This is a genomic window from Pseudomonas sp. FME51, from assembly GCF_014897305.1.
Genome location: NZ_JABUYN010000001.1, coordinates 122,849 through 143,898 on the forward strand (window position 1 = coordinate 122,849; position 21,050 = coordinate 143,898).

At 36.9% G+C, this 21,050-nt stretch carries 17 protein-coding genes; 12 read left to right on the forward strand and 5 right to left on the reverse strand.

Annotated elements, in window-relative coordinates; all coding sequences use genetic code 11:
* Positions 1 to 216: 216 nt before the first annotated feature.
* On the reverse strand, positions 217 to 1,170 hold the full coding sequence (gene ydgH / locus INT39_RS00600) for a DUF1471 family protein YdgH (RefSeq protein ID WP_193016582.1): 954 nt from the start codon (positions 1,168 to 1,170) through the stop codon (positions 217 to 219).
* Positions 1,171 to 1,557: 387 nt separating this feature from the next.
* Between ydgH and pntA the strand changes: the two genes are divergently transcribed.
* Both pntA and pntB read left to right on the forward strand, forming a co-directional pair.
* Positions 1,558 to 3,087, forward strand: coding sequence for a Re/Si-specific NAD(P)(+) transhydrogenase subunit alpha (pntA, locus tag INT39_RS00605; RefSeq protein WP_193016583.1), 1,530 nt, complete (start codon positions 1,558 to 1,560; stop codon positions 3,085 to 3,087).
* A gap of 11 nt (positions 3,088 to 3,098) precedes the next feature.
* Positions 3,099 to 4,487: a Re/Si-specific NAD(P)(+) transhydrogenase subunit beta gene (gene pntB, locus INT39_RS00610; RefSeq protein WP_193016584.1), complete on the forward strand. Its 1,389-nt coding sequence runs from the start codon at positions 3,099 to 3,101 to the stop codon at positions 4,485 to 4,487.
* Positions 4,488 to 4,555: 68 nt separating this feature from the next.
* On the opposite strand, the gene uspE is transcribed toward pntB, so the two are convergent.
* Together uspE and INT39_RS00620 are read right to left on the reverse strand one after the other, a co-directional pair.
* Positions 4,556 to 5,506: a universal stress protein UspE gene (gene uspE / locus INT39_RS00615; RefSeq protein WP_193016585.1), complete on the reverse strand. Its 951-nt coding sequence runs from the start codon at positions 5,504 to 5,506 to the stop codon at positions 4,556 to 4,558.
* Positions 5,507 to 5,647: 141 nt separating this feature from the next.
* Entirely contained in the window at positions 5,648 to 6,406 is a 759-nt protein-coding gene (locus INT39_RS00620; RefSeq protein WP_036936742.1) for an FNR family transcription factor, read from the reverse strand.
* A 571-nt stretch (positions 6,407 to 6,977) separates the two neighbouring features.
* On the opposite strand from INT39_RS00620, the gene INT39_RS00625 reads away from it, so the two are divergent.
* The 6 genes from INT39_RS00625 (at position 6,978) to INT39_RS00650 (ending at position 15,266) form a co-directional block, all read left to right on the forward strand.
* Positions 6,978 to 9,368 carry a DMSO/selenate family reductase complex A subunit gene (locus tag INT39_RS00625; RefSeq protein WP_193016586.1) on the forward strand — a complete coding sequence of 797 codons (2,391 nt, stop codon included), beginning with the start codon at positions 6,978 to 6,980 and terminating at the stop codon, positions 9,366 to 9,368.
* Complete coding sequence (locus INT39_RS00630; RefSeq protein WP_193016587.1) at positions 9,365 to 9,994, forward strand: DMSO/selenate family reductase complex B subunit; 630 nt, start codon at positions 9,365 to 9,367, stop codon at positions 9,992 to 9,994. Before INT39_RS00625 ends, INT39_RS00630 begins: the two co-directional genes overlap by 4 nt.
* Positions 9,991 to 10,863, forward strand: coding sequence for a dimethyl sulfoxide reductase anchor subunit family protein (locus tag INT39_RS00635; RefSeq protein ID WP_193016588.1), 873 nt, complete (start codon positions 9,991 to 9,993; stop codon positions 10,861 to 10,863). The genes INT39_RS00630 and INT39_RS00635 overlap by 4 nt, the downstream gene beginning before the upstream one ends.
* A gap of 14 nt (positions 10,864 to 10,877) precedes the next feature.
* Complete coding sequence (locus INT39_RS00640) at positions 10,878 to 11,762, forward strand: 4Fe-4S binding protein (protein ID WP_193016589.1); 885 nt, start codon at positions 10,878 to 10,880, stop codon at positions 11,760 to 11,762.
* A gap of 132 nt (positions 11,763 to 11,894) precedes the next feature.
* Positions 11,895 to 12,917, forward strand: a complete 1,023-nt coding sequence (locus INT39_RS00645) for an NAD(P)H-quinone oxidoreductase (protein ID WP_193016590.1) — start codon at positions 11,895 to 11,897, stop codon at positions 12,915 to 12,917.
* A gap of 513 nt (positions 12,918 to 13,430) precedes the next feature.
* Positions 13,431 to 15,266 carry a pyridoxal-dependent decarboxylase gene (locus INT39_RS00650; RefSeq protein WP_193016591.1) on the forward strand — a complete coding sequence of 612 codons (1,836 nt, stop codon included), beginning with the start codon at positions 13,431 to 13,433 and terminating at the stop codon, positions 15,264 to 15,266.
* Between the two features lie 439 nt (positions 15,267 to 15,705).
* On the opposite strand, the gene INT39_RS22405 is transcribed toward INT39_RS00650, so the two are convergent.
* The gene (locus INT39_RS22405; protein ID WP_226944453.1) at positions 15,706 to 16,194 is read right to left on the reverse strand and encodes a hypothetical protein; all 489 of its coding nucleotides are present in this window, start codon (positions 16,192 to 16,194) and stop codon (positions 15,706 to 15,708) included.
* 87 nt (positions 16,195 to 16,281) lie between these two features.
* On the opposite strand from INT39_RS22405, the gene INT39_RS22410 reads away from it, so the two are divergent.
* From INT39_RS22410 to INT39_RS00665, 3 genes are all read left to right on the forward strand, one after another.
* Entirely contained in the window at positions 16,282 to 16,776 is a 495-nt protein-coding gene (locus tag INT39_RS22410; protein WP_226944454.1) for a PadR family transcriptional regulator, read from the forward strand.
* Positions 16,769 to 16,924: a hypothetical protein gene (locus INT39_RS00660; RefSeq protein WP_193015282.1), complete on the forward strand. Its 156-nt coding sequence runs from the start codon at positions 16,769 to 16,771 to the stop codon at positions 16,922 to 16,924. The genes INT39_RS22410 and INT39_RS00660 overlap by 8 nt, the downstream gene beginning before the upstream one ends.
* 673 nt (positions 16,925 to 17,597) lie before the next feature.
* Complete coding sequence (locus INT39_RS00665) at positions 17,598 to 19,112, forward strand: carbohydrate porin (protein WP_193015283.1); 1,515 nt, start codon at positions 17,598 to 17,600, stop codon at positions 19,110 to 19,112.
* Positions 19,113 to 19,244: 132 nt separating this feature from the next.
* Here the strand turns inward: INT39_RS00665 and INT39_RS00670 are convergent, their stop codons facing one another.
* Positions 19,245 to 20,030 (reverse strand): ATP-grasp domain-containing protein, encoded by a 786-nt coding sequence (locus tag INT39_RS00670; RefSeq protein WP_193015284.1) that lies wholly within the window; start codon positions 20,028 to 20,030, stop codon positions 19,245 to 19,247.
* 253 nt (positions 20,031 to 20,283) lie between these two features.
* Between INT39_RS00670 and INT39_RS00675 the strand changes: the two genes are divergently transcribed.
* A complete protein-coding gene (locus INT39_RS00675; RefSeq protein WP_226893999.1) occupies positions 20,284 to 20,931 on the forward strand; it encodes a hypothetical protein in 648 nt (215 codons plus the stop codon).
* The last annotated feature ends 119 nt before the right edge of the window (positions 20,932 to 21,050 follow it).

The following is a 21,050-nucleotide window of genomic DNA, read 5'->3' on the forward strand; positions in this document are numbered from 1 at the left end:
TTTTTGGTCAATAAATAGAATAAATATGAATATCTTAAATTTAAACAAAGAGAAAAACACTAAAAAACAGCGAGATTTTACGTAGAGTTAACTTGGTTGTCTATGCATTAAATCATAAAAATTATTCACTTTTTATAGAATAATGTTTGATTGATTAAATTTTAAGTAAAAAAAAACCTTGCATTAGCAAGGTTTTTATCAATTAGGAAAATTTTATTATTTAAATAGGTCTGCTGTAATAGTAACGGTACCACCGTCACTTTGCCATTCATTAGTGATATGGTAATACTTAGCACCTTTTGCGGCTGCACGTTTAGCAACCTGATAAGAAATTTCTGGTGAGTTTACAAAATAGCCACTGAATGTAATGGTATCAAAAGGATCCATTAATGCGGCTGCTGCCTTGTTAACTTCTTGAATTTCAGTACCATTAGGCAATGTAACAGTGTAACGACCACTTGCACCCGAAGTTTGTGTATCAGCAAATGTGCCTACGCTTCTATCAAAATCAGTGTTTGATGCAAGACCTGGTTTTTCAACTTTATTGGCAGCAACTCCGCCTTCAGCAATAAGTGCGCGACCCGCATCAGAGTCATAAGGGACAACAGCTTCGGGTGCTTGAATAGCGCGTTTAGGTGCATCTTTTTTGTAGATATAAGCAGTAACTTCTTGGTTACCACCATCGTTTGTCGATACATTACGAACAATAAAGAATGACGCTGCACCTTTTTTAGCGGCTGCTTTTGCAATTGCATCGTTAATATCAGGGGTTGTTGGGAAGTAACCACGAATAGAAACAGTATCAAATGGCTGTAACAGAATAGCTTCAGGTTTTGGTAATTCAGTTACGCCATGGAAAACACGGTAGCTTTCTTCTTCTGCTTTTGGTGCATCTTTATGGTATAGATCAGCAGTAACGCTCATGTTGCCACTATCACTGATATCATCTAGACCTTGGATATAGAAACTATCAGCACCGACTTTATCAGCACGACGTGACACCGCATCTGCGGCTTCATAAATCGCGTTAAAACGACCGATAACTGTGATTCTTTCAAATGGTTTTAGTTCTGCAGCTTGTTCTGGAGTCAGTTCCTGAGCAGCCTGCGCAACAGTGATATTAGTTAAAGACAACATCGCTGCTGCGATGACTGAGGTTTTCAGCTTCATACAAAATCCTTCCGCCTTGCGCAATTAATATTGGTCATGTGCTGAACGTAGTGGTTTATCACATAGGGATTAATTATTACATGTAATAATAGCATTTGTCGCATTATTTTATTTAGCGAATCGCCACAGAGCTAAATGACCAGTATATGTTACCAGATATTTACCCGAATATAGTGAATAATTCATAAATATGCCTTTTCGACTAAAATGATCCAATTAAGTTCAATTTTAGCTTTACACTGATATAGATTATTGGTTTTATTTTCAGTAGGTTATTAGAGCTCCGTTTTATGGCATGCATATAATTATTTTTAACATTTTTTTTGCATGATGATGATGTTAACGGAAAAGTTTTAACAGGTCACATATGGATAAGAAGGGAAAATTATGCGAATTGGTATACCCAAAGAGCGACTTTCTAATGAAACAAGGGTTGCAGCAACACCAGCTACGGTGACTCAGCTCATAAAATTAGGATTTACAGTCGCAATTGAAAATGGTGCTGGTATTGCCTCAAGCTTTGAAGATAAAGCTTATCAAGAGGCTGGTGCTGAGATCCTTGATCTTCAAAATGTTTGGCAATCAGACATTATTTTGAAGGTGAATGCACCGCTGGATGATGAAATAGCGTTGCTACAAGAAGGTGCGACATTAGTAAGTTTTATTTGGCCGGCACAAAATGCGGCGTTGCTTGAAAAACTAGCTGAAAAGAACATTAACGTTATGGCAATGGATAGTGTGCCTCGTATTTCTCGTGCACAATCTCTTGATGCGTTAAGTTCAATGGCAAATATTGCTGGGTATCGTGCTGTTGTGGAAGCTGCTCATGAATTTGGCCGATTCTTTACAGGGCAAATTACCGCTGCGGGTAAAGTTCCACCAGCTAAAGTCATGGTCATTGGTGCGGGTGTTGCAGGCCTTGCAGCAATTGGTGCAGCAGGAAGCCTTGGTGCGATTGTTCGAGCATTTGATACACGCCCTGAAGTGAAAGAACAAGTTCAAAGTATGGGCGCTGAATTCCTTGAACTTGATTTTAAAGAAGAAGCAGGCAGTGGTGATGGCTATGCAAAAGTGATGTCTAAAGCATTTATTGATGCTGAAATGGCCTTGTTTGCAGAGCAAGCAAAAGATGTTGATATCATTATTACAACCGCATTAATTCCTGGAAAACCAGCACCTCGTTTAATTACGAAAGAAATGGTTGATTCAATGAAGTCAGGCAGTGTTGTTGTTGATCTTGCTGCTCAAAATGGCGGTAACTGTGAATACACTGTACCTAACAAAGTCTTTACGACAGAGCATGGTGTAAAAATCATTGGTTATACCGATCTTGCTGCTCGCTTGCCGGCACAGTCATCTCAACTTTATGGTACCAACTTAGTTAACTTATTGAAATTACTCTGTAAAGAAAAAGACGGTAATATTAATATTGATTTTGATGATGTTGTTATTCGTGGAGTGACAGTTATTCGTGCGGGTGAAGTGACATGGCCAGCACCCCCCATTCAAGTTTCAGTACAACCTAAGGCGACACCCGCTGCAAAACCACAAGAAAAACCCGTTGCTAAACCTATTTCACCTTGGAAGAAATACGGTTTATTAGCAATTGCTTTCTTATTATTTGCGTGGCTTGCTAATGTCGCACCGAAAGAGTTTTTATCTCATTTTACGGTATTCGCACTTTCTTGTGTTGTGGGTTATTACGTTGTTTGGAATGTTAGCCACTCATTACATACACCACTAATGTCAGTTACAAATGCAATTTCAGGCATTATCGTTGTCGGCGCTTTACTTCAAATTGGTAGTGGTGGCTGGGTTAGTCTGTTTTCATTTGTCGCAATATTAATTGCGAGCATTAATATTTTTGGTGGATTTACTGTTACTCAACGTATGTTGAAAATGTTCCGTAAAGGATAAGGGAGACAATTATGTCCAGCGGAGTTGTTACAGCGGCATATATTGTCGCCGCGATATTATTTATTTTCAGCCTTGCCGGTTTATCAAAGCATGAAACCTCTAAACAAGGTAACTACTTTGGTATTGCTGGGATGGCAATTGCATTATTCGCTACCATTTTTGGGCCTTATGCGGGTAATGTAGGGTGGATTATTATCGCAATGGTAATCGGTGCCGTTATTGGTATTCGTTTAGCTAAAAAAGTCGAAATGACTCAAATGCCCGAATTGGTTGCTATCTTACATAGTTTTGTAGGTTTAGCGGCTGTTTTAGTGGGTTTTAACAGTTACCTTGACCATAATACAGCCATGGATCCTGTGATGGTGAATATTCACCTAACAGAAGTCTTTTTAGGGATCTTCATTGGTGCGGTTACTTTCACAGGTTCTATTGTCGCTTATGGCAAATTAAGTGGAAAAATGTCATCAAAACCGATGATGTTACCTAATCGCCATAAATTAAATCTAGCTGCGTTAGTTGTTTCTTTCTTATTGATGGTTTGGTTTGTTAAAACTGACAGTGTTGGCTTACAAGTTTTCTTAATCATCATAATGACTGTAATTGCCTTGGCATTCGGTTGGCATTTGGTTGCATCAATTGGTGGTGCGGATATGCCAGTTGTTGTTTCGATGCTGAACTCTTACTCTGGATGGGCCGCGGCTGCTGCGGGCTTTATGTTAAGCAATGACCTGTTAATTGTAACGGGTGCATTAGTAGGTTCTTCAGGTGCTATCCTTTCTTATATTATGTGTAAGGCGATGAACCGCTCCTTTTTTAGCGTAATTGCAGGGGGCTTTGGTACAGATGGCTCTGCATCAACGGAAGAAGGTGAGATGGGAGAATATCGCGAAACAACGGCTGAAGAAGTTGCTGATATGCTGAAAAATTCGACTTCAGTCATTATCACGCCAGGTTATGGATTAGCTGTCGCTCAAGCACAATATCCAGTGCATGATATTACTGAGAAATTACGCCAACGTGGTATTAAAGTGCGTTTTGGTATTCACCCTGTTGCAGGTCGCTTACCAGGACATATGAATGTATTGTTAGCTGAGGCGAAAGTCCCTTATGACGTCGTATTAGAAATGGATGAAATCAATGATGATTTTTCTGACACTGATACCGTTCTTGTTATAGGCGCCAACGATACGGTAAACCCAGCAGCACAAGATGATCCGAATAGTCCTATTGCAGGTATGCCAGTATTAGAAGTGTGGAAAGCACAGAACGTTATTGTATTTAAGCGCTCAATGAATACAGGGTATGCAGGGGTTCAAAATCCACTGTTCTTTAAAGAGAACACGCAAATGCTGTTTGGCGATGCTAAAGCCAGTGTGGATGCAATTTTAAAATCGTTGTAATACAAATAAATAGTGAAATAGTAAAAGCCAGTCATTTTTGACTGGCTTTTTTATCATTGACTAAAAATTTATTCGTGATCACTATCAACAGTAATAGGACAGGTAAAACCATCTGGTTTGATTGCTAATAAATCACATTTAATATGATCAATCAGTTGTTCTGCAGTATTTCCTAAGAAAGCGGCAGAAAGGCCAGTTCTTCCCAATATACCTAGAACAACAATACCTGCATTTAATTCTTCACAAACTTGAGGAATAACTTGTTCTGGTAATCCTTCTTTAACGTGAGTTTTCTCTTCAGGGATGCTGAACTTCTGGCGAAGTTCTTTCATCGCAATAAGGTGCTGACCACGCAACGCTTTGTTATAAAGATTAGGATCAAAATCAGGTAGCTCAATTGCAATATTAATCGGAGCAACAGGATAAGCACTGAGTAGATGAACATCAGGGTCTTTTTGTATGCGATGAGATAAATCAGTTGTTAATTCAATGAGTTTTAGATTGAGGGCATCATGATAAGACTCTTCATTCGATAAATTAGCCGCGACAACAATAGCGCCATATTCAGGCCACTCTTTATCTTTGACCATCCAAACGGGACACGGGCATTTTCTGAGTAATTGCCAATCAAGAGGGGTGAAAATGAGTGATCCTAATTTATCATGTTGGTGAGCCATTTTTATTAATAAGTCATGTTGATGAGCAACGACTTCTTCAATAATGGCTTCATAAGGGCGATTATGCCAAATGACTTTAATGTCAATCTCGATGCCAGCTTCAAGATAATAGCGAGCTTGCTGTTTGATCCACGCGGTTTTTTGACTAATAACACCTTTACGCATTGCATTACGTTCATCGGGAGATAAAAGGGTTGTCATGTCATAAGAGAGATCATAAACAGGTAGAAAAGCTTTTATCCGCCCACCATTACGCTGAACGATATAGACAGCACGGCGAAGTGCTGGTTGGTCATCTTGGCTAGGATCAATGACAACGAGAAGGTTCTGATATTTTTCCATTGTAATATCCTCTTTAGGGCTGGATTTATCCATCTACAATTTAAAGATAACCCAAGAAGATAAAATGCAATAGCATAAAATAGAAAACGGGGCACAAATTTGTGTGCCCCGTTATAAAATGAGTCTACGAAATGTAACGGATTAAACTTCGGCTGATGAAGGAAGCTTACCTGCGAGTTCACTTAATAGTGTGCTATCTTCAATAGTAATATATTTGCCTTTAACGCTTAACATACCACTTTTTTGGAAACGGCCAAGTAAACGGCTAATCGTTTCAACGGTTAAGCCCAAGTAATTCCCAATATCACCACGAGTCATGGTTAAACGGAATTCACGGGGTGAAAAACCACGCTGTGCAAAACGACGAGAGAGGTTATAAATAAAAGCGGCTAGGCGTTCTTCTGCATTCTTTTTCGATAGCAGTAAGATCATCTCTTGGTCACCTTTGATTTCACCACTCATTAGGCGCATCATTTGTTGACGTAAGTTAGGCATTTTGCCTGATAGATCATCCAACGTTTCAAATGGAATTTCACAAACCATTGATGTTTCTAAAGCTTGTGCAAAACTTGGGTGTTCAGTATTAATAATGGCGTCAAATCCAACCAAATCACCCGCAAGATGAAATCCTGTTATTTGCTCGTCGCCTTCTTCCGTAATGGTATAACTTTTAATTGTACCGGAACGTATGGCATAAAGTGATTTCAGCTCATCACCTGCTTTAAACAAGGTTTGACCTTTTTGGATGGGCTTTTTACGCTCGATAATATTATCGAGTTGATCAAGCTCATGCTCGTTTAAAGTAAACGGGATGCAGAGCTGGCTAATACTGCAATCCTGACAATGGATTGCACAACCGCCAGATTGGATTCGGCGAACGACGCGTTTTTCTGGGATCATAAGCTTGCTCATTACAAATAAAAATATTGATATGCGTCAATTTTAACACATATTGCAGTAATTGGTAAGGGGAATAACGATACGTGTAGAAATAATTCTGAATGTAACAAAACATAAATCTTGATAAAAACGATGTTTTGTTTAAAGGCATATTTAGAACAATTTGCGCTAACCCTATACTCAATTGGTATATTATTCGATTTTCTAACGAAGTTATAGTGCTATTACTAAATTATCCTCGTCAAAAGCCAAAAATGAAGGTGCGCTTCAATATTTTCTATCTTTATATTGACTTTTTATTTACGGCTTTACCATAAATCCGTGTTTTTTATGCATAACTCTTTATTTTATTAACAAAAAATAAGTAAAGTTAACTAGATGTATTTTTGATACAACTTAATGCTAACTTGAATTAGCTTTTCCTTATAAAAAGTGGGGGATCTGCAAAGAAGTGCTAAAAATTGAAACATTCTATTACCTATTGAGTGATATTGATGTACATCAATGAGGGTTTACCGCTATATCTTATCATTTTTACTGATGAAAGTGGTTATGTGAGAATGATAAGTCAATGAAAAAAATAGAAAAAAGTGAAGAAAACAAAGGGATGATGTCTTTAAGTCGTCGCCACTTTGTTCAAACCAGTGCCGCATTAGTCACCGTGCCTTTTTTCGCACGAAATGCACACGCAAATGCTGATAAAAGTTTACCCATTGTAAAAGTAGATGGGGAACCTGCTACTGTTGTGACCACGTGTAGTACATTTGACTGTGGTGGGAAGTGTGATATTCGTGCCCATATAAAAGAAGGTATTGTCACTCGTATTACCACAAGACCTGATAATGAATTAGATGAAGCGATGCCTATTATGAGGGCTTGTGTACGTGGCAGAGGCTATCGTAAATTTTCGTATCATGCAGACAGACTGAAATACCCGATGAAAAGGGTAGGCAAACGTGGTGAAGGTAAGTTTGAACGCATTTCATGGGACGAGGCGACAACGCTTATTGCAGAAAATGTGACTCGTTTAACTGAAAAACATGGTGCAGCAAGTCGTTTCTTAACCGTGAGTACCGCCGTAACTGGGGGGATCTTCTCTGGTGATACCATGATGAAGAAACTCTTTAATTTAACCGGAGGTTATCTTCCTTATTATCATTCAGTTAGTTTGGGTAATACTGTAAAGGTGACACCTTATACTTATGGTATTGCTAAAACGGGTAGCTCACTTGATACTCTTGAAGATACACCACTAGTTATTTTATGGGGTCATAACCCTAATGAGACCATCTTTGGACACACAAACCATTATTTTCAAAAAATGAAAAATAAGGGTACTAAGTTTATTGTGGTCGATCCTCGTTATTCTGATACTGCGCAATCTTTAGCTGATCAATGGATACCTCTCTTACCAACGACAGATAATGCCTTAATGGATGCAATGATGTATGTCATTGTTACTGAAAATCTTCATGATAAAGCTTTTATTGATAAGTATGTCGTGGGTTTTGATGAAGATCACATGCCTGAAGGTGTTCCTGCTAATGAATCTTTGGTTGCTTATTTAACGGGTAAAAAAGATGGCATAGAAAAAACCCCTGAATGGGCAGAAAAAATCACACGTGTACCCGCTAATACTATTCGTCAGTTAGCACGCGAATATGCAATGACTAAACCTGCTGCTCTAATTCAAGGTTGGGGACCTCAACGCCATATTTGTGGTGAACGGAGTGCGCGAGGATCATCATTATTGGCTGCAATCACGGGTAATGTGGGTAAAAAAGGCGCTTGGGCTGCGGGTTACGGTGGTATTGGTAATCGTCAATCTATGCGTGGACCTAATATTGGTAATAATCCAGTTAAAGCTAAGATTTCGATAATGAACTGGATGCAAGCTGTTGAAGATGCAAGTAAAGTTCGTGTTGAGGATGGGCTTGTTGATGCGGATAAACTTGATTCAAATATCAAGATGATCTTCTCTTTAGCGGGTAATTATTTAGTTAATCAAAACCCAGATGTGAATGCAGCCGCTAAATTACTAGAAGATGATTCAAAAGTAGAATTTATTGTTGTCAGCGATCTCTATTTATCACCTTCGGCAAAATATGCTGATTTAGTTTTACCTGAAACCAGTTTCTTAGAACGATGGAATATTGGTGACACATGGGGAACAGGTAATTATTTCTTACTTTCTGAAAAAGTGGTTGAACCTGCATTTGAACGACGTTCTGATTATGAATGGATAACAGAAGTTGCTGAAAAAATGGGTGTAAAAGAGGCTTTTACTGAAGGTCGTAGTGAAAAAGAGTGGATTGCTCACCTTGTTGATACTAATAAAGAGCGATTTAAAGACAGACCTGATTTTCCTAATTTTAATGAATTGCTCAAAACACGTCGTTACCTTTTCAAAGATGCTCCTTTTGTTGCTTTTGAGAAAAATATTAACGACCTTGAAAATAACCCATTCCCAACACCATCTGGCAAAATTGAGATATTCTCAAAACGTCTTTATGACATGAATAATCCTGATATTCCGGCACTATCTCATTATGTTCCTGCTATTGAAGGTCCAGAAGATAAATTAACGGAGACCTTCCCATTACAGATGTTGACATGGAAAGGAAAAAATAGAGCAAACTCAACACAGTACGCCAATCCATGGTTGCAGGAAGCGCAACGTCAAGAAGTATGGATAAACCCAATTGATGCTGAAAATAGAGGTATTAAAAACGGTGATATGGTGCGTGTTTATAATGATCGTGGAATAACTCAAATTCCTGCATTAGTAACACAACGCATTATTCCTGGTGTTGTTGGTTTACAAGCTGGGGCGTGGTGGACACCAGATGAAAAAGGAGTTGATCATGGCGGATGCCCTAATGTTTTAACATCGACACGAATGACGCCATTAGCACATGGTAACTCGCATTTAACTGTTCTCGTTGAGGTAGCCAAAGCATGAGTGACTTTAAAGAATATGCGGCAGTGAGCGATGAACAGCTCGGTTTCTTTATTGATTCCTCTCGTTGTTCTGGCTGTAAAGCATGCCAAGTAGCATGTAAAGATAAAAATAATTTAGAAGTTGGTCGTCGTTTTCGTCGTATTTATGAAGTAAAAGGCGGTGGCTTTGCGCCAACAGGGCAAGGTGGCTTAGTTAATAATGTTTTTGCTTATACATTAACTATTTCTTGCAACCACTGTGATTCTCCTGTTTGTGTACAGAATTGCCCAACAACTGCAATGCATAAACGTGAAGGTGATGGCATTGTTCGCGTAGATACCAGTAAATGTGTCGGTTGTGGTTATTGTGCTTGGTCGTGCCCTTATGGTGCACCGCAAATGAATGAAGACACAGGACAAATGTCAAAATGTGATTTTTGTATCGATTTATTATCAGAAGGCAAAAATCCAATTTGTGTAGATACATGCCCGTTAAATGCAATTAAGTTTGGAAAAATTAAAGATTTAAGAGCGAAATATGGACATTTAAGCCAAGTTCAAGGGTTACCTGATTTTACGATGACAAATCCGAATTTAGTTATCAAACCCCATACTGGTGCGATAAAGAAAGGAGGAGTTCAATCATGAATGAATGGCCATTAGTTGCTTTTACCTTATTTGTACAAAGTTCGGTTGGTGTGACGCTCTTCAGCGCACTCTATTTTTGCTGGTTAGAAAAAGAAATTGGTAACCAAAGAGCAACTATTGCAATACGTCCAGTAGTATTGACGGGTGCTATTTTAGGTTGTTTGGGGTTATTAGCTTCGACGTTACACATGGGATATCCATGGAATGCCTTTCATGCATTACGCCGTATTTCATCATCATGGTTGAGTCGTGAAATCATATTTGCTGCAGTTTATCTTGGGGCATTATGCCTCTATACCTTATTGGTATTGATAAAAGGGCATATGAACAAAACCATTTTGGCTATTATTGGTTTACTGGGTCTCATTGATATATTTTGTATGGCTTCACTTTATTACAACACGTCAATGCTGACATGGATGCATGCTAATACATACGCTATGTTTATGGGGGCTGTATTGTCAGCGGGTGCTGCGATAGCATTACTGATAACAGCATTACGAGTGAAAGCGTTTGTTAATGGTGAATTAGCAAAAAAAATGGTAATTAGTGCCCTAGTGGTGATTTTTCTTGCGGTTACTCTCCGTATGGCTATCCAGCCTTTCTATTTAGAATGGATGGCAGAGATCATATCAACAAATGATGCAATAACGTTCCCTCATACGCCAATCATTGCGTATAATGAAACATTCGGATTAAGAATATCTGCATGGGTGATGTCAATCCTTGGTATTTTAATGATGGGATACAGTGTATGGAATTACCGTAACGCTGTATTTACGTCAGGATTGCGTATGGTGTTAGCAAGCAGCGCAATAATATTGATTGCAGAAATTCTTAATCGTTTTGCATTCTTTATTGTTAAGTAGTGGAGTTGTGATGTATGAGGCGTTTTATTAAGGTGGATCTTCCTCCTGAACCTATTATTAATGATAAATGTGTTAGAAAACGCCTCAAACAAAGCCTATGTGATAGTTGCTCTAAAGTTTGCCCTGTGGGCGCTATCACTTTTGGGCACTTAGCTGTGGAAATAGACAATGAACGCTGTTTTCAATGTGGTAATTGTCTATTTACCTGCCCTGTTGACGCGATAGAAAATATCGCGCCTCATGAAAGAACATATCAAGACAATTATCTCGTCGTTAATCATGATGAACCATTAGCAAGTACAGAAGAGCTTTTAGTCTGGCACAGACAATATCAAATAAGAGGTATGAAAATTGCACAACCTCTTGTCGATAAATGGCTTCCTATTTTAGCAAGCCTAAATATTCAATTAAAAATCTTACAAGAACCTATTTGGCAATTAATTATTACCGAACCGACAGATATTGATAGTGGTCGCCGCTTTATGCTGTTTCGTCAAAAATTAGATGAAACGCCACTTAATAAAAATCAGGTTAAAACAGGATTGAATGCAAGAAAACAGCTTTATCCTGAAGATAGTTGGTTTCAAATTCAGTTAGATAAAGACAGCTGTATTCTTTGTTCTGCTTGCGCCAAAGTGTGTGATGAAGGTGCGATAGAACTCGAAAATAATATATTTATGCTCGATGAAAAACGCTGTACAGGTTGTATGAATTGCGAAGTCGTTTGTTTTCCTAAATCTATTTATGTTAGTGAACAAATCGCTAAAAATAGTGAACCTACCCATTATCATTATTATGATGCACATTGTGAAAAATGCCGCTTAGCTTTCTTATCATGGGAACCAGAAGCAACCTTGTGCCCGATTTGCATACAACATCAGAAGCAAGGTTGGCTATAATCCCCTTTAAAGATACTCATGTTATTTATTGGTTAATAGGCAAATACGCTGACTAAAATAGAGCGTGTTATGTTGAAAATGATTTTATTATCATGAAATTCCGATAGTGGCTAAATAGAATGGGAGAGCACAATGAAAACGACAGTTTTACCTGCCGATATGGTAGAGATTACCATTACAGAACCGGGAGGTATTGAAAAGCTACAACCTCAAAGGTCATCAATACCTTCGCTTCCCCCTCATTATCTATTAATTAAAGTCGCTGCTGCAGGTGTCAATCGTCCCGATATCTTTCAAAGACAAGGGAGTTACCCGCCACCAGCAGATGCTTCACCAATCCCTGGTCTTGAAGTGGCTGGAGAAGTTGTCGCATTAGGCGAAAACTGTACTCAGTGGCAATTAGGTGACAGAGTTTGCGCTTTAGTTGCAGGAGGGGGATATGCGCAATATTGTATTGCTCATGAAGATATCGTATTACCATCAATAAATTTAACGGATATTGAAGCTGCTGCATTACCCGAAAATTTGTTTACGGTATGGGCTAATTTATTTCAGTTAGGAAAACTAAAGCAAGGTGAATCTGTTCTTATTCACGGGGGAACATCGGGAATTGGTTCTACCGCTATTATGCTTGCTCATACTATAGGTGCAACGGTTTATACCACGGTAGGCTCTGATGAAAAAGCCACCGTTGCGCGTAATCTTGGCGCTGATTATGTTATCAATTATAAATCAACCGATTTTGCTAAAGAAATTCCTATGTTAACGAAAGGCAAAGGTGTTGATGTCGTGCTTGATATTATTGGTGGCGATTACATAGAAAAAAACTATCAAGTTGCGAGTAAATTTGGTCGTATTATACAAGTCGGTATGATGAAAGGGATGCCGAAAAATTTAAATATGATGCCAATGATGATTAAGCGGTTAGTTCATACCGGTTCAACAATGCGCTCCCGTTCAGTGGAAGAAAAAGCGCAAATTGCGCAAGAATTAAAACAACAAGTGTGGCCATGGATTGTTGAAGGAAAAATCAAACCGATAATTAATACCGTTTTTCCATTAATTGAAGTGGGCAAGGCTCACCAGTTAATGGAATCTGGTGATCTCATTGGTAAAGTGATGCTTGAAACATCGTCTTATAACATAAACAGGTAAAAGAAAGTGTAATATAAATTATTTAGTATAAAACAATTATATTATTTCTTTCTTTAGACACGAATATTCTGAAAAACACATGATGATTCAATCATGTGTTTTTTTATATATTGAAGTAAAAATTAATGAGTATTTAATTAAGATCTTTTTTTTTGAGTCGTGAATTTAATATCCATCCTTTTTAATGGACATTGGGCGATAGAAATATTCACTCATTCTAAATAGGGCGGGTTTAAATATTGGCCTCGGTAAAAGTATTACTATATTAGTAGAAATATAACTTAAATCAAAATTGATAATAAGATAAAGAAACTAATAAATAAAACTAAATCATTTATCATTAAAGTGTAAAAACGTTAGATGGAATTGAAAAAATCTTAACTGATATCAATAAAATAAAGAAGATTCTTACTCATCATGTAGTATATCATTTGAATAGAGATTAATTATTTACGATTTATAAACACAATTTTCATTAAAACAAATAACAAAAATTTATATATAGGTGCGATGATGGCAAATCACAAACAAACCTGTCTGAGTGCTACAGAGCGTGTATACCATATCCAAACCGTTGATACTCTTGCATGTTATCATCGAGAGATGGCAAAAATATTAATGAATAGTGAATATTCTTTTCCTAAAGCAAATAAGGTAAAAATAAACAGTAGTGACAATATAGACGTTAAAATAATAAGTAATACTATTGAAAAAAAAGCAGTAGATAATGCTTATGACTGTATTTTAGAGACTTTAAAACAGCAAAATAATTATAATCAATCAGATATTGAACCTTATTTCTCTCATCACCATTCCCAAGTGATGCAATTGGCTAAATTTGGCTACTTATCTGCTTTGGCCTATAACTCTGATAATGTTTTTAACCACCATTCACCTCTACAAAAACAACAAGAAAAAAAAATAACAGACGATCTCTGTAAGTTAATTGGTTTCTTGCCTGAGAATGCCTTTGGTCATATCACAACAAGCCATATTCTTGCTTGCTACGAAATATTGTGGGCACTGAGAAATTTAAAAACATTACCCATGGCGATAGCTCGCCATCCTAAATCTCGGGATTTAGTGGCAGATAAAAAAGCATTTGAGTTATTCAACATGTCTGTCACTGATATTCTAACCGTAAGTGAGCAACTCAATGAACGTGGTATTTTTGATGATGTCAGCTATTTAACTTGTCGTGGAACAGGAATGACCAAAACAATGCATTTAGGAAAATTGCTTGTACCTGTTTCTCGTTTTGAATTTTGGAAGAAAGCAATGGATATTCTTGGGTTAGGATATGACAACCTTATTGCATTGCCTATCGATGGAAACTTTAAAACTGATACTGAAAAAACGCGTAATATCGTTTTACGTTTAATTGAACAGGGTGAACCTATTCTTGGTGTCATTGGTATGTTAGGGTCACCATCTTATGGTTGTATTGATAAGCTAAAACCTCTTTTTGAATTACGAAAAGAGTGTGAGGAAAAATACAATAATTCTTTTTATATTCATATTGATGCGTCACAATTTGGATATATAAGAAGTTTGTTTCTTGACGATAATGACGAACTTATTCCTTATGAAATATTGTGTGAAAAACTAAAAACAGAAGCCTCGTTACTTGAGTTAACGCGAGAAGTGTATGATAGCATCGCGCTACTTCCCCTTGCAGATTCGGTTTCTTTTGAGCCTTTTCAAGCAGGTTTTTCGCCTTATCCTACCGGAGTAGTCTGTATTAAAGATGCGAGAATGAGTCGTTTTTTAACAAATCCACCCAAGTTATGCCCAGAGCAAGCTGATTTGGTGGCTGAAATTGATGGTATTCAATCTGCCCCAGCAGTCGCTTCAATGTGGAGTGTACATCAATTATATCCTTTTACTTTATCAGGGTATGGAAAGTATGTACGAATCCAATGGGAGACACGAATTAAACTTGAACAATTTTTTAATCAAGCTCCCGCATTTGAGGTAGAGGGTGAGTATTACTCTATTCACATTTTATCTGCATCAGACTTTAATAAATTGAATTTTGCGATTGTAAGAAAAGGAAATAAGTGCTTAAAAACACAAAATGACCTCAATAAATTGATACATGAAAACTTAGTTATAAAAAGTCATTACAGGCAAGATTTAAGTTTATTAACGCTTTGTGCTCGCAATAGTGATGATATTCCAGCTCAGTTTTGCAACGAATGCCATTTAGATAAAAATGAATGGGAAACAATCAAACATTTAACTTTATTGCAATTGACTATAAAAAGTACAGAAGAATGGTATGAGGAGCAAATTGAAGCAGGGTATCAATATATTAAAACAGTAGTGTTATCTGCGTTAAATAGATAATGATCTAAAGATTAGTATCGATATGATAAGCGAAAGAGTGGGGTAAGATCTTACTCTCTTCGCTTTTTTTTGTGCCATTTTTTAAGTTCATTGAGATAAAGGTGACATTGTCACGTAATGGCTTTATAAATATAGCTATAGTCTATTTTCTACATGTACTAGAGATTAATAATGATTGTTTTTATCCAGCTTGACTCTTTTTTATTTTCATTGATAGCACACAAAAGCAAGCTGGATAATGAGAATCATTCATAATAACACTCGTTTTGAAAATTTTTAATCATAAATAAATCAACTTGTTAATAAAAAAATCAATTCAGATATGTATTTAGATATATCTAAAACTTGATCATTTAGATATATCGGATTATTATGCACTACATAAATTCGATATATCTAAAACAATGAGGGAATATTTATGATGATTCGAGCATTAAACTCACTTTATCAACAGCGTGCTGAAAATGGCGAACAGGGTAGTCATGGACATGGTCACGGAAAAGGGCGTTGTGGCGGTAAAGGTAAACATAGCCAACACCAAGAACATCATGGTGAGCATTGTTGTCACGGTGAACATGGTCATGGACACGAAGGACATGGTGAATGCTGTCACGGTGAACATGGTCACGGACACGAAGGACATGGTGAATGCTGTCACGGTGAACATGGTCACGGACACGAAGGACACGGTGAATGCTGTCACGGTGAACATGGTCATGGACACGAAGGACATGGTGAATGCTGTCACGGTGAACATGGTCACGGACACGAAGGACATGGTGAATGCTGTCACGGTGAACATGGTCACGGACACGAAGGACACGGTGAATGCCGTCATGGTGAGCATGGTCATGGACACGAAGGTCACGGTGAATGCCGTCATGGTGAGCATGGTCACGGACACGAAGGTCACGGTGAATGCTGTCATGGTGGGCATGGTTCTGACGGACAAGGTAAGCAACGTGGTCGTGGATGTGGTAGCCGAGGAAAAGGTCAGGGTCGCCAATTAAGACGTATGTTTGATCATGGTGATTTACGTGTTCTTTTACTTAGCATGATTGCAAAAAAACCAAGTCATGGGTATGAAATTATTCGTGGTATAGATGAAGCCTCTTCAGGGTTATATGTCCCTAGCCCAGGAGTTATCTATCCAACGTTAACATTACTCGAAGAACAAGAGTTACTGGTTGCCAGTATCGCTGAAAAAGGCCGTAAAAATTACAGCATTACACCTGAAGGTACTGCATTTTTAGCAGAGCATCAGGAAATCGATGCCAATATTCAAAAAAAGCTTTCTTATGCGAGAGATTTATCTCAAAACGCAGGTGGTGTGTCTGAAGAAATTGAATCTGCTGTCGGTAAATTGAAAGCCGTATTACGCCACAAGTTAGTATTAAAAGAGCTCTCTGTGGAAAGAGCAGGACGTATTGCTTCTATTCTTAATGAAGCAGTTGAGAAAATTGAAGCTATCAATGAGGCATTGATCTCAGAGGAAAGGGAAGATGAATAAAACAGATACTCAACCACAAAATTCAAGAAAAAATAATGAAATAGAAAAAGAGGATTTAGAAAATAATCCAGCAGTAAAAGAACAAATTTGCCCAAAAATGCCAGTTTCTTACTTTCGTAGAGCATTACGCAAACCTGGCAGAATATGATAATGATGGACGGAGGTTATCAAGATATGGCCTCTGTCAATTTTTCCTCTATCTCAGATTCAAGCAATTCCACCTCCTTATTTACCGTCACAAAATGATTTCTTAATTAGAAAATCAATAATCCTGCTATAGAATTTTTTTTCTTATCTTTTTTATCTTATGCAGTTATCTCCTTATTTGTATGTAAAACGTCATTTTCTGATGACTGTTTGCATCATTTTTCTTAGGTTATTGTACTAATATCAAAAAAACCACAAATGACTATGGAAATGTTCCACAATAGTGATTACCTTATTTAAGTAAGTGACTCATTATAAATAATAGAAAATTTAAACCAGAGATATGCTGAATAACAATAAAATAAATATCGCATCAAAATAATAAATGTTTGTATGCACTTAAACGAGAATAAGCGCTTTAATTCAAACGAATACCTTACTGATAATACAAAAGTTTAATTGGTGTTTTTGATGGTAAGGTAACACAGATGTCGGTTTATTTATTGTTAGGAATAGAAATAATGATGCGAATAAGTGGTTGATATTTCAATTAAAAATATTACCACAATAAGAATAACAATACGTTAATCAATTAAAACTATCAGCTACTAAGTTGATAGTTATGTATTTGCCGTACCTGTTAAATTAACATTTGCTAACTTAGGAATATTCGAATGAAAGTAAAGGCATTATCTGTGGTGATAAGTTTAATACTTGCTACACCATTATGTGCTAACGCACAAACCGACATAAGTGCAATTGAGGCGCGACTAAATGCACTAGAACAGCGTGCGAACGCGGCTGAAGCAAGAGCGGCTGTAGCAGAGCAAAAAGCTGCTCGACTTGAACAACTCATTAATTCAAATAACACATCTCAAGAACGAAAAACAACAAATAATATTGCTCCTATCAATATGGAACAGCGTATTACTATATTAGAAAAGCAATCTGATGAAGCTCAAATCCAAGCAAATATTGCTCAAACTCAGCTTAAAGAAATTCAACAAAAACAGTTGATTCAGCTGACGAATACAAAAAACAAAGAAGGCGCTGGCTTTTTCTCAACCAATACAAATTGGGGGGATCTCAAATTGTATGGTGATGTTGAATATAATATTGATGCAGCAAGTAAGAAAGGACAATTAACATCAATGAGGATGATGCCCGGTAAGCAAAAAGATTTTGATGATAATGAAAAATGGTCGTTGAATGGGCGTATTTTAATTGGTATCGATGGTGAACGAGAATTAAAAAAGGGTAATTATGCTGGCTTCCGTGTACAACCAATGGCTGACATGACAGGCAAAATGAATCTTGATGATGCTGCTTTTTACTTTGGTCAGCGTGATAAATGGCAGTATAAAATTGGCCGCTATGAAGCTTATGATATGTTCCCTCTAAATCAAGATACGTTTGTTGAGTATTCAGGTAATACAGCAAATGATTTATATGGTGATGGTTTTGGTTATATTTATATGATGAAAGAAGGGCGTGGTCGTAGTAGTGATGGCGGTAGCATGATGGTTAACACGCATTATAATGACTGGTATTTTGAGCTGAATACGTTAGTTGAAGATGGAACTTCTGTTTTTAAAGAGGGGGAATATCACGGACGTAAACTCGATAATCGTAAAAATGTTATTTATATGCGACCTGTTGTGGCATGGCAAAAAGATAATTTGACGATTGCCGGAGCGATAGATGCGAACGTAATAAGCAAAGCTTATGGTTACGAAGATGAAAATGGAAAATTTCAAGATCAATCTCGCCGTACTGGTTATGGTCTAACGATAAAATGGGATACCTTAACAGATGATCCTATTAACGGCATTGTTGCTAATTTAAGTGCTGCTTATCTTGATGCTAAAGATGAAAATGATTTTTCAATTGGTAGTAATGTGTTGTGGCGTAAATTCCAATTGGGTTATATCTATGCACATAATGATATTAAATCATATGATGTGCTTGAGGATCCTGATAACGAAACCTATTTAACGCTTAATCCTGGTAAGTACAATATCAATACAGTATTTGCTTCTTATGAACTGCCTAATATTTTAGATATGGATAATTTTAAAACCTATTTAGGTGCATATTATTCACGAATAGATGGTAAAGACGATATTAACGTACATAGCAGTGATAAAGATCGTTACGGTGCCCGTATTCGCTTTAAGTATCTTTTTTAATTTTGATACCTTAAGTTAGGTATTAGTCACACATCTAAAGGCTTCAATTTTTAATGTGCTGTTATTAAATGTACTGTTATTAATTGAAGTCTTTACCTTTTTATATCTGTATAGCGATAAGTATGTAAAACCTCAAATACCTGATAAAAGAAAGGCTTTGACCAGTTTTTCAACCTGCCACTCTTTAATATCAGAAACTTGCCCATCACCAATCTCAACTAAGCGTAACTCTCCAACAGTGTTCCTAACTATATCTATGGAATAAAATGGCGTGTTTATCTGTTTCGCTACTTTTCTTACAAGTTCAGGAATTTCATTATCCGCAGAAAATATTTTCTTATTTAAAACAAAATATCTACGCTCACTATTATTAATAAATTCTTCAACTCGGCGAAGGCTGACGCCACCTTCAATATTTCCCCTAAATTGTGTAATTAGTTTTAATATTTCCCTAATCTCATCTGCATTTTTAGCGATAGAACCTCTCGTTGTCGTTAACGACTTTACATAATCTTTCACAAAATAAGCTGGCCATTGAAGCTGCTTAGTTAACTTTTCAAAATCTGTTTCTGCATTAACAATAACGGTTTCTGGTGTGAATTTTTTACAATATTCATACCAACCAGTTATATGGTGGTTACGAATATAATCTTCAGGTATTTCAAGCATTTTTCCGCCATGAATATCCACGGCATGGTATAACTGTTGATACTCATTTTTATTTAACATCCATCCTCGCCAAATAACGGGATGTTCTGATTTAAAAGGATGTGAAAACGTATATTTACCCAGTGCCATATCTTCTGATGAGAGTAACAAGCAATGAATGTTGAGTGCTTTGGCACAACGGTATTCTTGCTCAAAGGCCTCATCAGGTTTGCCAATTTTAGAATAATCATCAGGGTAAATTATTTGCATAAGTAATTCCTTTTAGTTCAATAAATTTAATGAAAGACATTTTAACGCTCTATTTAATGGTTTGAAACTTTTTCCTCTTAATTACATGTTCTCTTTTTTAAGTTGTGAGATCTCTCGATTTTTTGATCTTTTCTCAGCTAGATAACTGATTTTACTCGTGCCATAGTTTTATTTCCTGCCATAATCTGTTTAACAAATACAGACATAAAATAACGTATTTAAATACGATTAATATTAAGCAGGAAACAATTCAATGCCTTTCTATACACAAAACAGTTATTCAAATAATAAGACCTATAAGCAAAATAGAATAAAAACACTATTAATAGGTTTAACCTTAATTCCTTCATTTGTATTTGCTAATGAGCTTTTGCAATTGCCACAACAAGATCGCATTTCTTACTTTACGCAGGCTCAACAAGCTGGACTCACGGGTGTTGCTATTAAAACCAAGCCTGTATTAGCAAGGCTGGCTAAAGAAGGTGAAATCATCACAACCATTATTAAAGGTGAAGGTGTTGAAACTGTTTCAGAACCTGCAAAAACAGGGGATTGGGTAGTACAAAATATCTGCCCAGAGACAGGAAACGAAGAAATTTTAGTAAGAGAAGCTAAATTTGCTCAACGTTACAACAGAGCAGAGCAAAGTAAGATTAACGTAGACTCTTATTCTAGTGATTATCAGCCTTTTACCCCCAAAGGCGTTGAGATGAATTACTTTATCGTACCTGACTCTACACCTCCATTTGCAATGAAGGCACCTTGGGGAGAATTGCAACGTTTTCAGTCGGGCGATGCGGTTGTGCAATCCACAACGGATAAGCAAGATATTTACCGTATTCAAAAAGCGGCATTTGAGTGTACTTATACTGTTCTTAAACCAGCTAAAATAGCAAAATAATGTGTGCTAAATAATAATGCCGTCTGGTTATCAGATAGGTAATTCATAATGTTATAGATATAACAAAATTTATTATAACGATATTAAATAGAGATGCTGGTTAATAAAAAATAAAACTT

Excerpts from the sequence above, each read along its gene's own strand:
- ydgH (WP_193016582.1), bottom strand. The coding sequence starts at position 1,170 with ATGAAGCTGAAAACCTCAGTCATCGCAGCAGCGATGTTGTCTTTAACT.
- pntA (WP_193016583.1), top strand. The coding sequence starts at position 1,558 with ATGCGAATTGGTATACCCAAAGAGCGACTTTCTAATGAAACAAGGGTT.
- pntB (WP_193016584.1), top strand. The coding sequence starts at position 3,099 with ATGTCCAGCGGAGTTGTTACAGCGGCATATATTGTCGCCGCGATATTA.
- uspE (WP_193016585.1), bottom strand. The coding sequence starts at position 5,506 with ATGGAAAAATATCAGAACCTTCTCGTTGTCATTGATCCTAGCCAAGAT.
- INT39_RS00620 (WP_036936742.1), bottom strand. The coding sequence starts at position 6,406 with ATGATCCCAGAAAAACGCGTCGTTCGCCGAATCCAATCTGGCGGTTGT.
- INT39_RS00625 (WP_193016586.1), top strand. The coding sequence starts at position 6,978 with ATGAAAAAAATAGAAAAAAGTGAAGAAAACAAAGGGATGATGTCTTTA.
- INT39_RS00630 (WP_193016587.1), top strand. The coding sequence starts at position 9,365 with ATGAGTGACTTTAAAGAATATGCGGCAGTGAGCGATGAACAGCTCGGT.
- INT39_RS00635 (WP_193016588.1), top strand. The coding sequence starts at position 9,991 with ATGAATGAATGGCCATTAGTTGCTTTTACCTTATTTGTACAAAGTTCG.
- INT39_RS00640 (WP_193016589.1), top strand. The coding sequence starts at position 10,878 with ATGAGGCGTTTTATTAAGGTGGATCTTCCTCCTGAACCTATTATTAAT.
- INT39_RS00645 (WP_193016590.1), top strand. The coding sequence starts at position 11,895 with ATGAAAACGACAGTTTTACCTGCCGATATGGTAGAGATTACCATTACA.
- INT39_RS00650 (WP_193016591.1), top strand. The coding sequence starts at position 13,431 with ATGGCAAATCACAAACAAACCTGTCTGAGTGCTACAGAGCGTGTATAC.
- INT39_RS22405 (WP_226944453.1), bottom strand. The coding sequence starts at position 16,194 with ATGACAGCATTCACCGTGACCTTCGTGTCCGTGACCATGCTCACCATG.
- INT39_RS22410 (WP_226944454.1), top strand. The coding sequence starts at position 16,282 with ATGTTTGATCATGGTGATTTACGTGTTCTTTTACTTAGCATGATTGCA.
- INT39_RS00660 (WP_193015282.1), top strand. The coding sequence starts at position 16,769 with ATGAATAAAACAGATACTCAACCACAAAATTCAAGAAAAAATAATGAA.
- INT39_RS00665 (WP_193015283.1), top strand. The coding sequence starts at position 17,598 with ATGAAAGTAAAGGCATTATCTGTGGTGATAAGTTTAATACTTGCTACA.
- INT39_RS00670 (WP_193015284.1), bottom strand. The coding sequence starts at position 20,030 with ATGCAAATAATTTACCCTGATGATTATTCTAAAATTGGCAAACCTGAT.
- INT39_RS00675 (WP_226893999.1), top strand. The coding sequence starts at position 20,284 with ATGCCTTTCTATACACAAAACAGTTATTCAAATAATAAGACCTATAAG.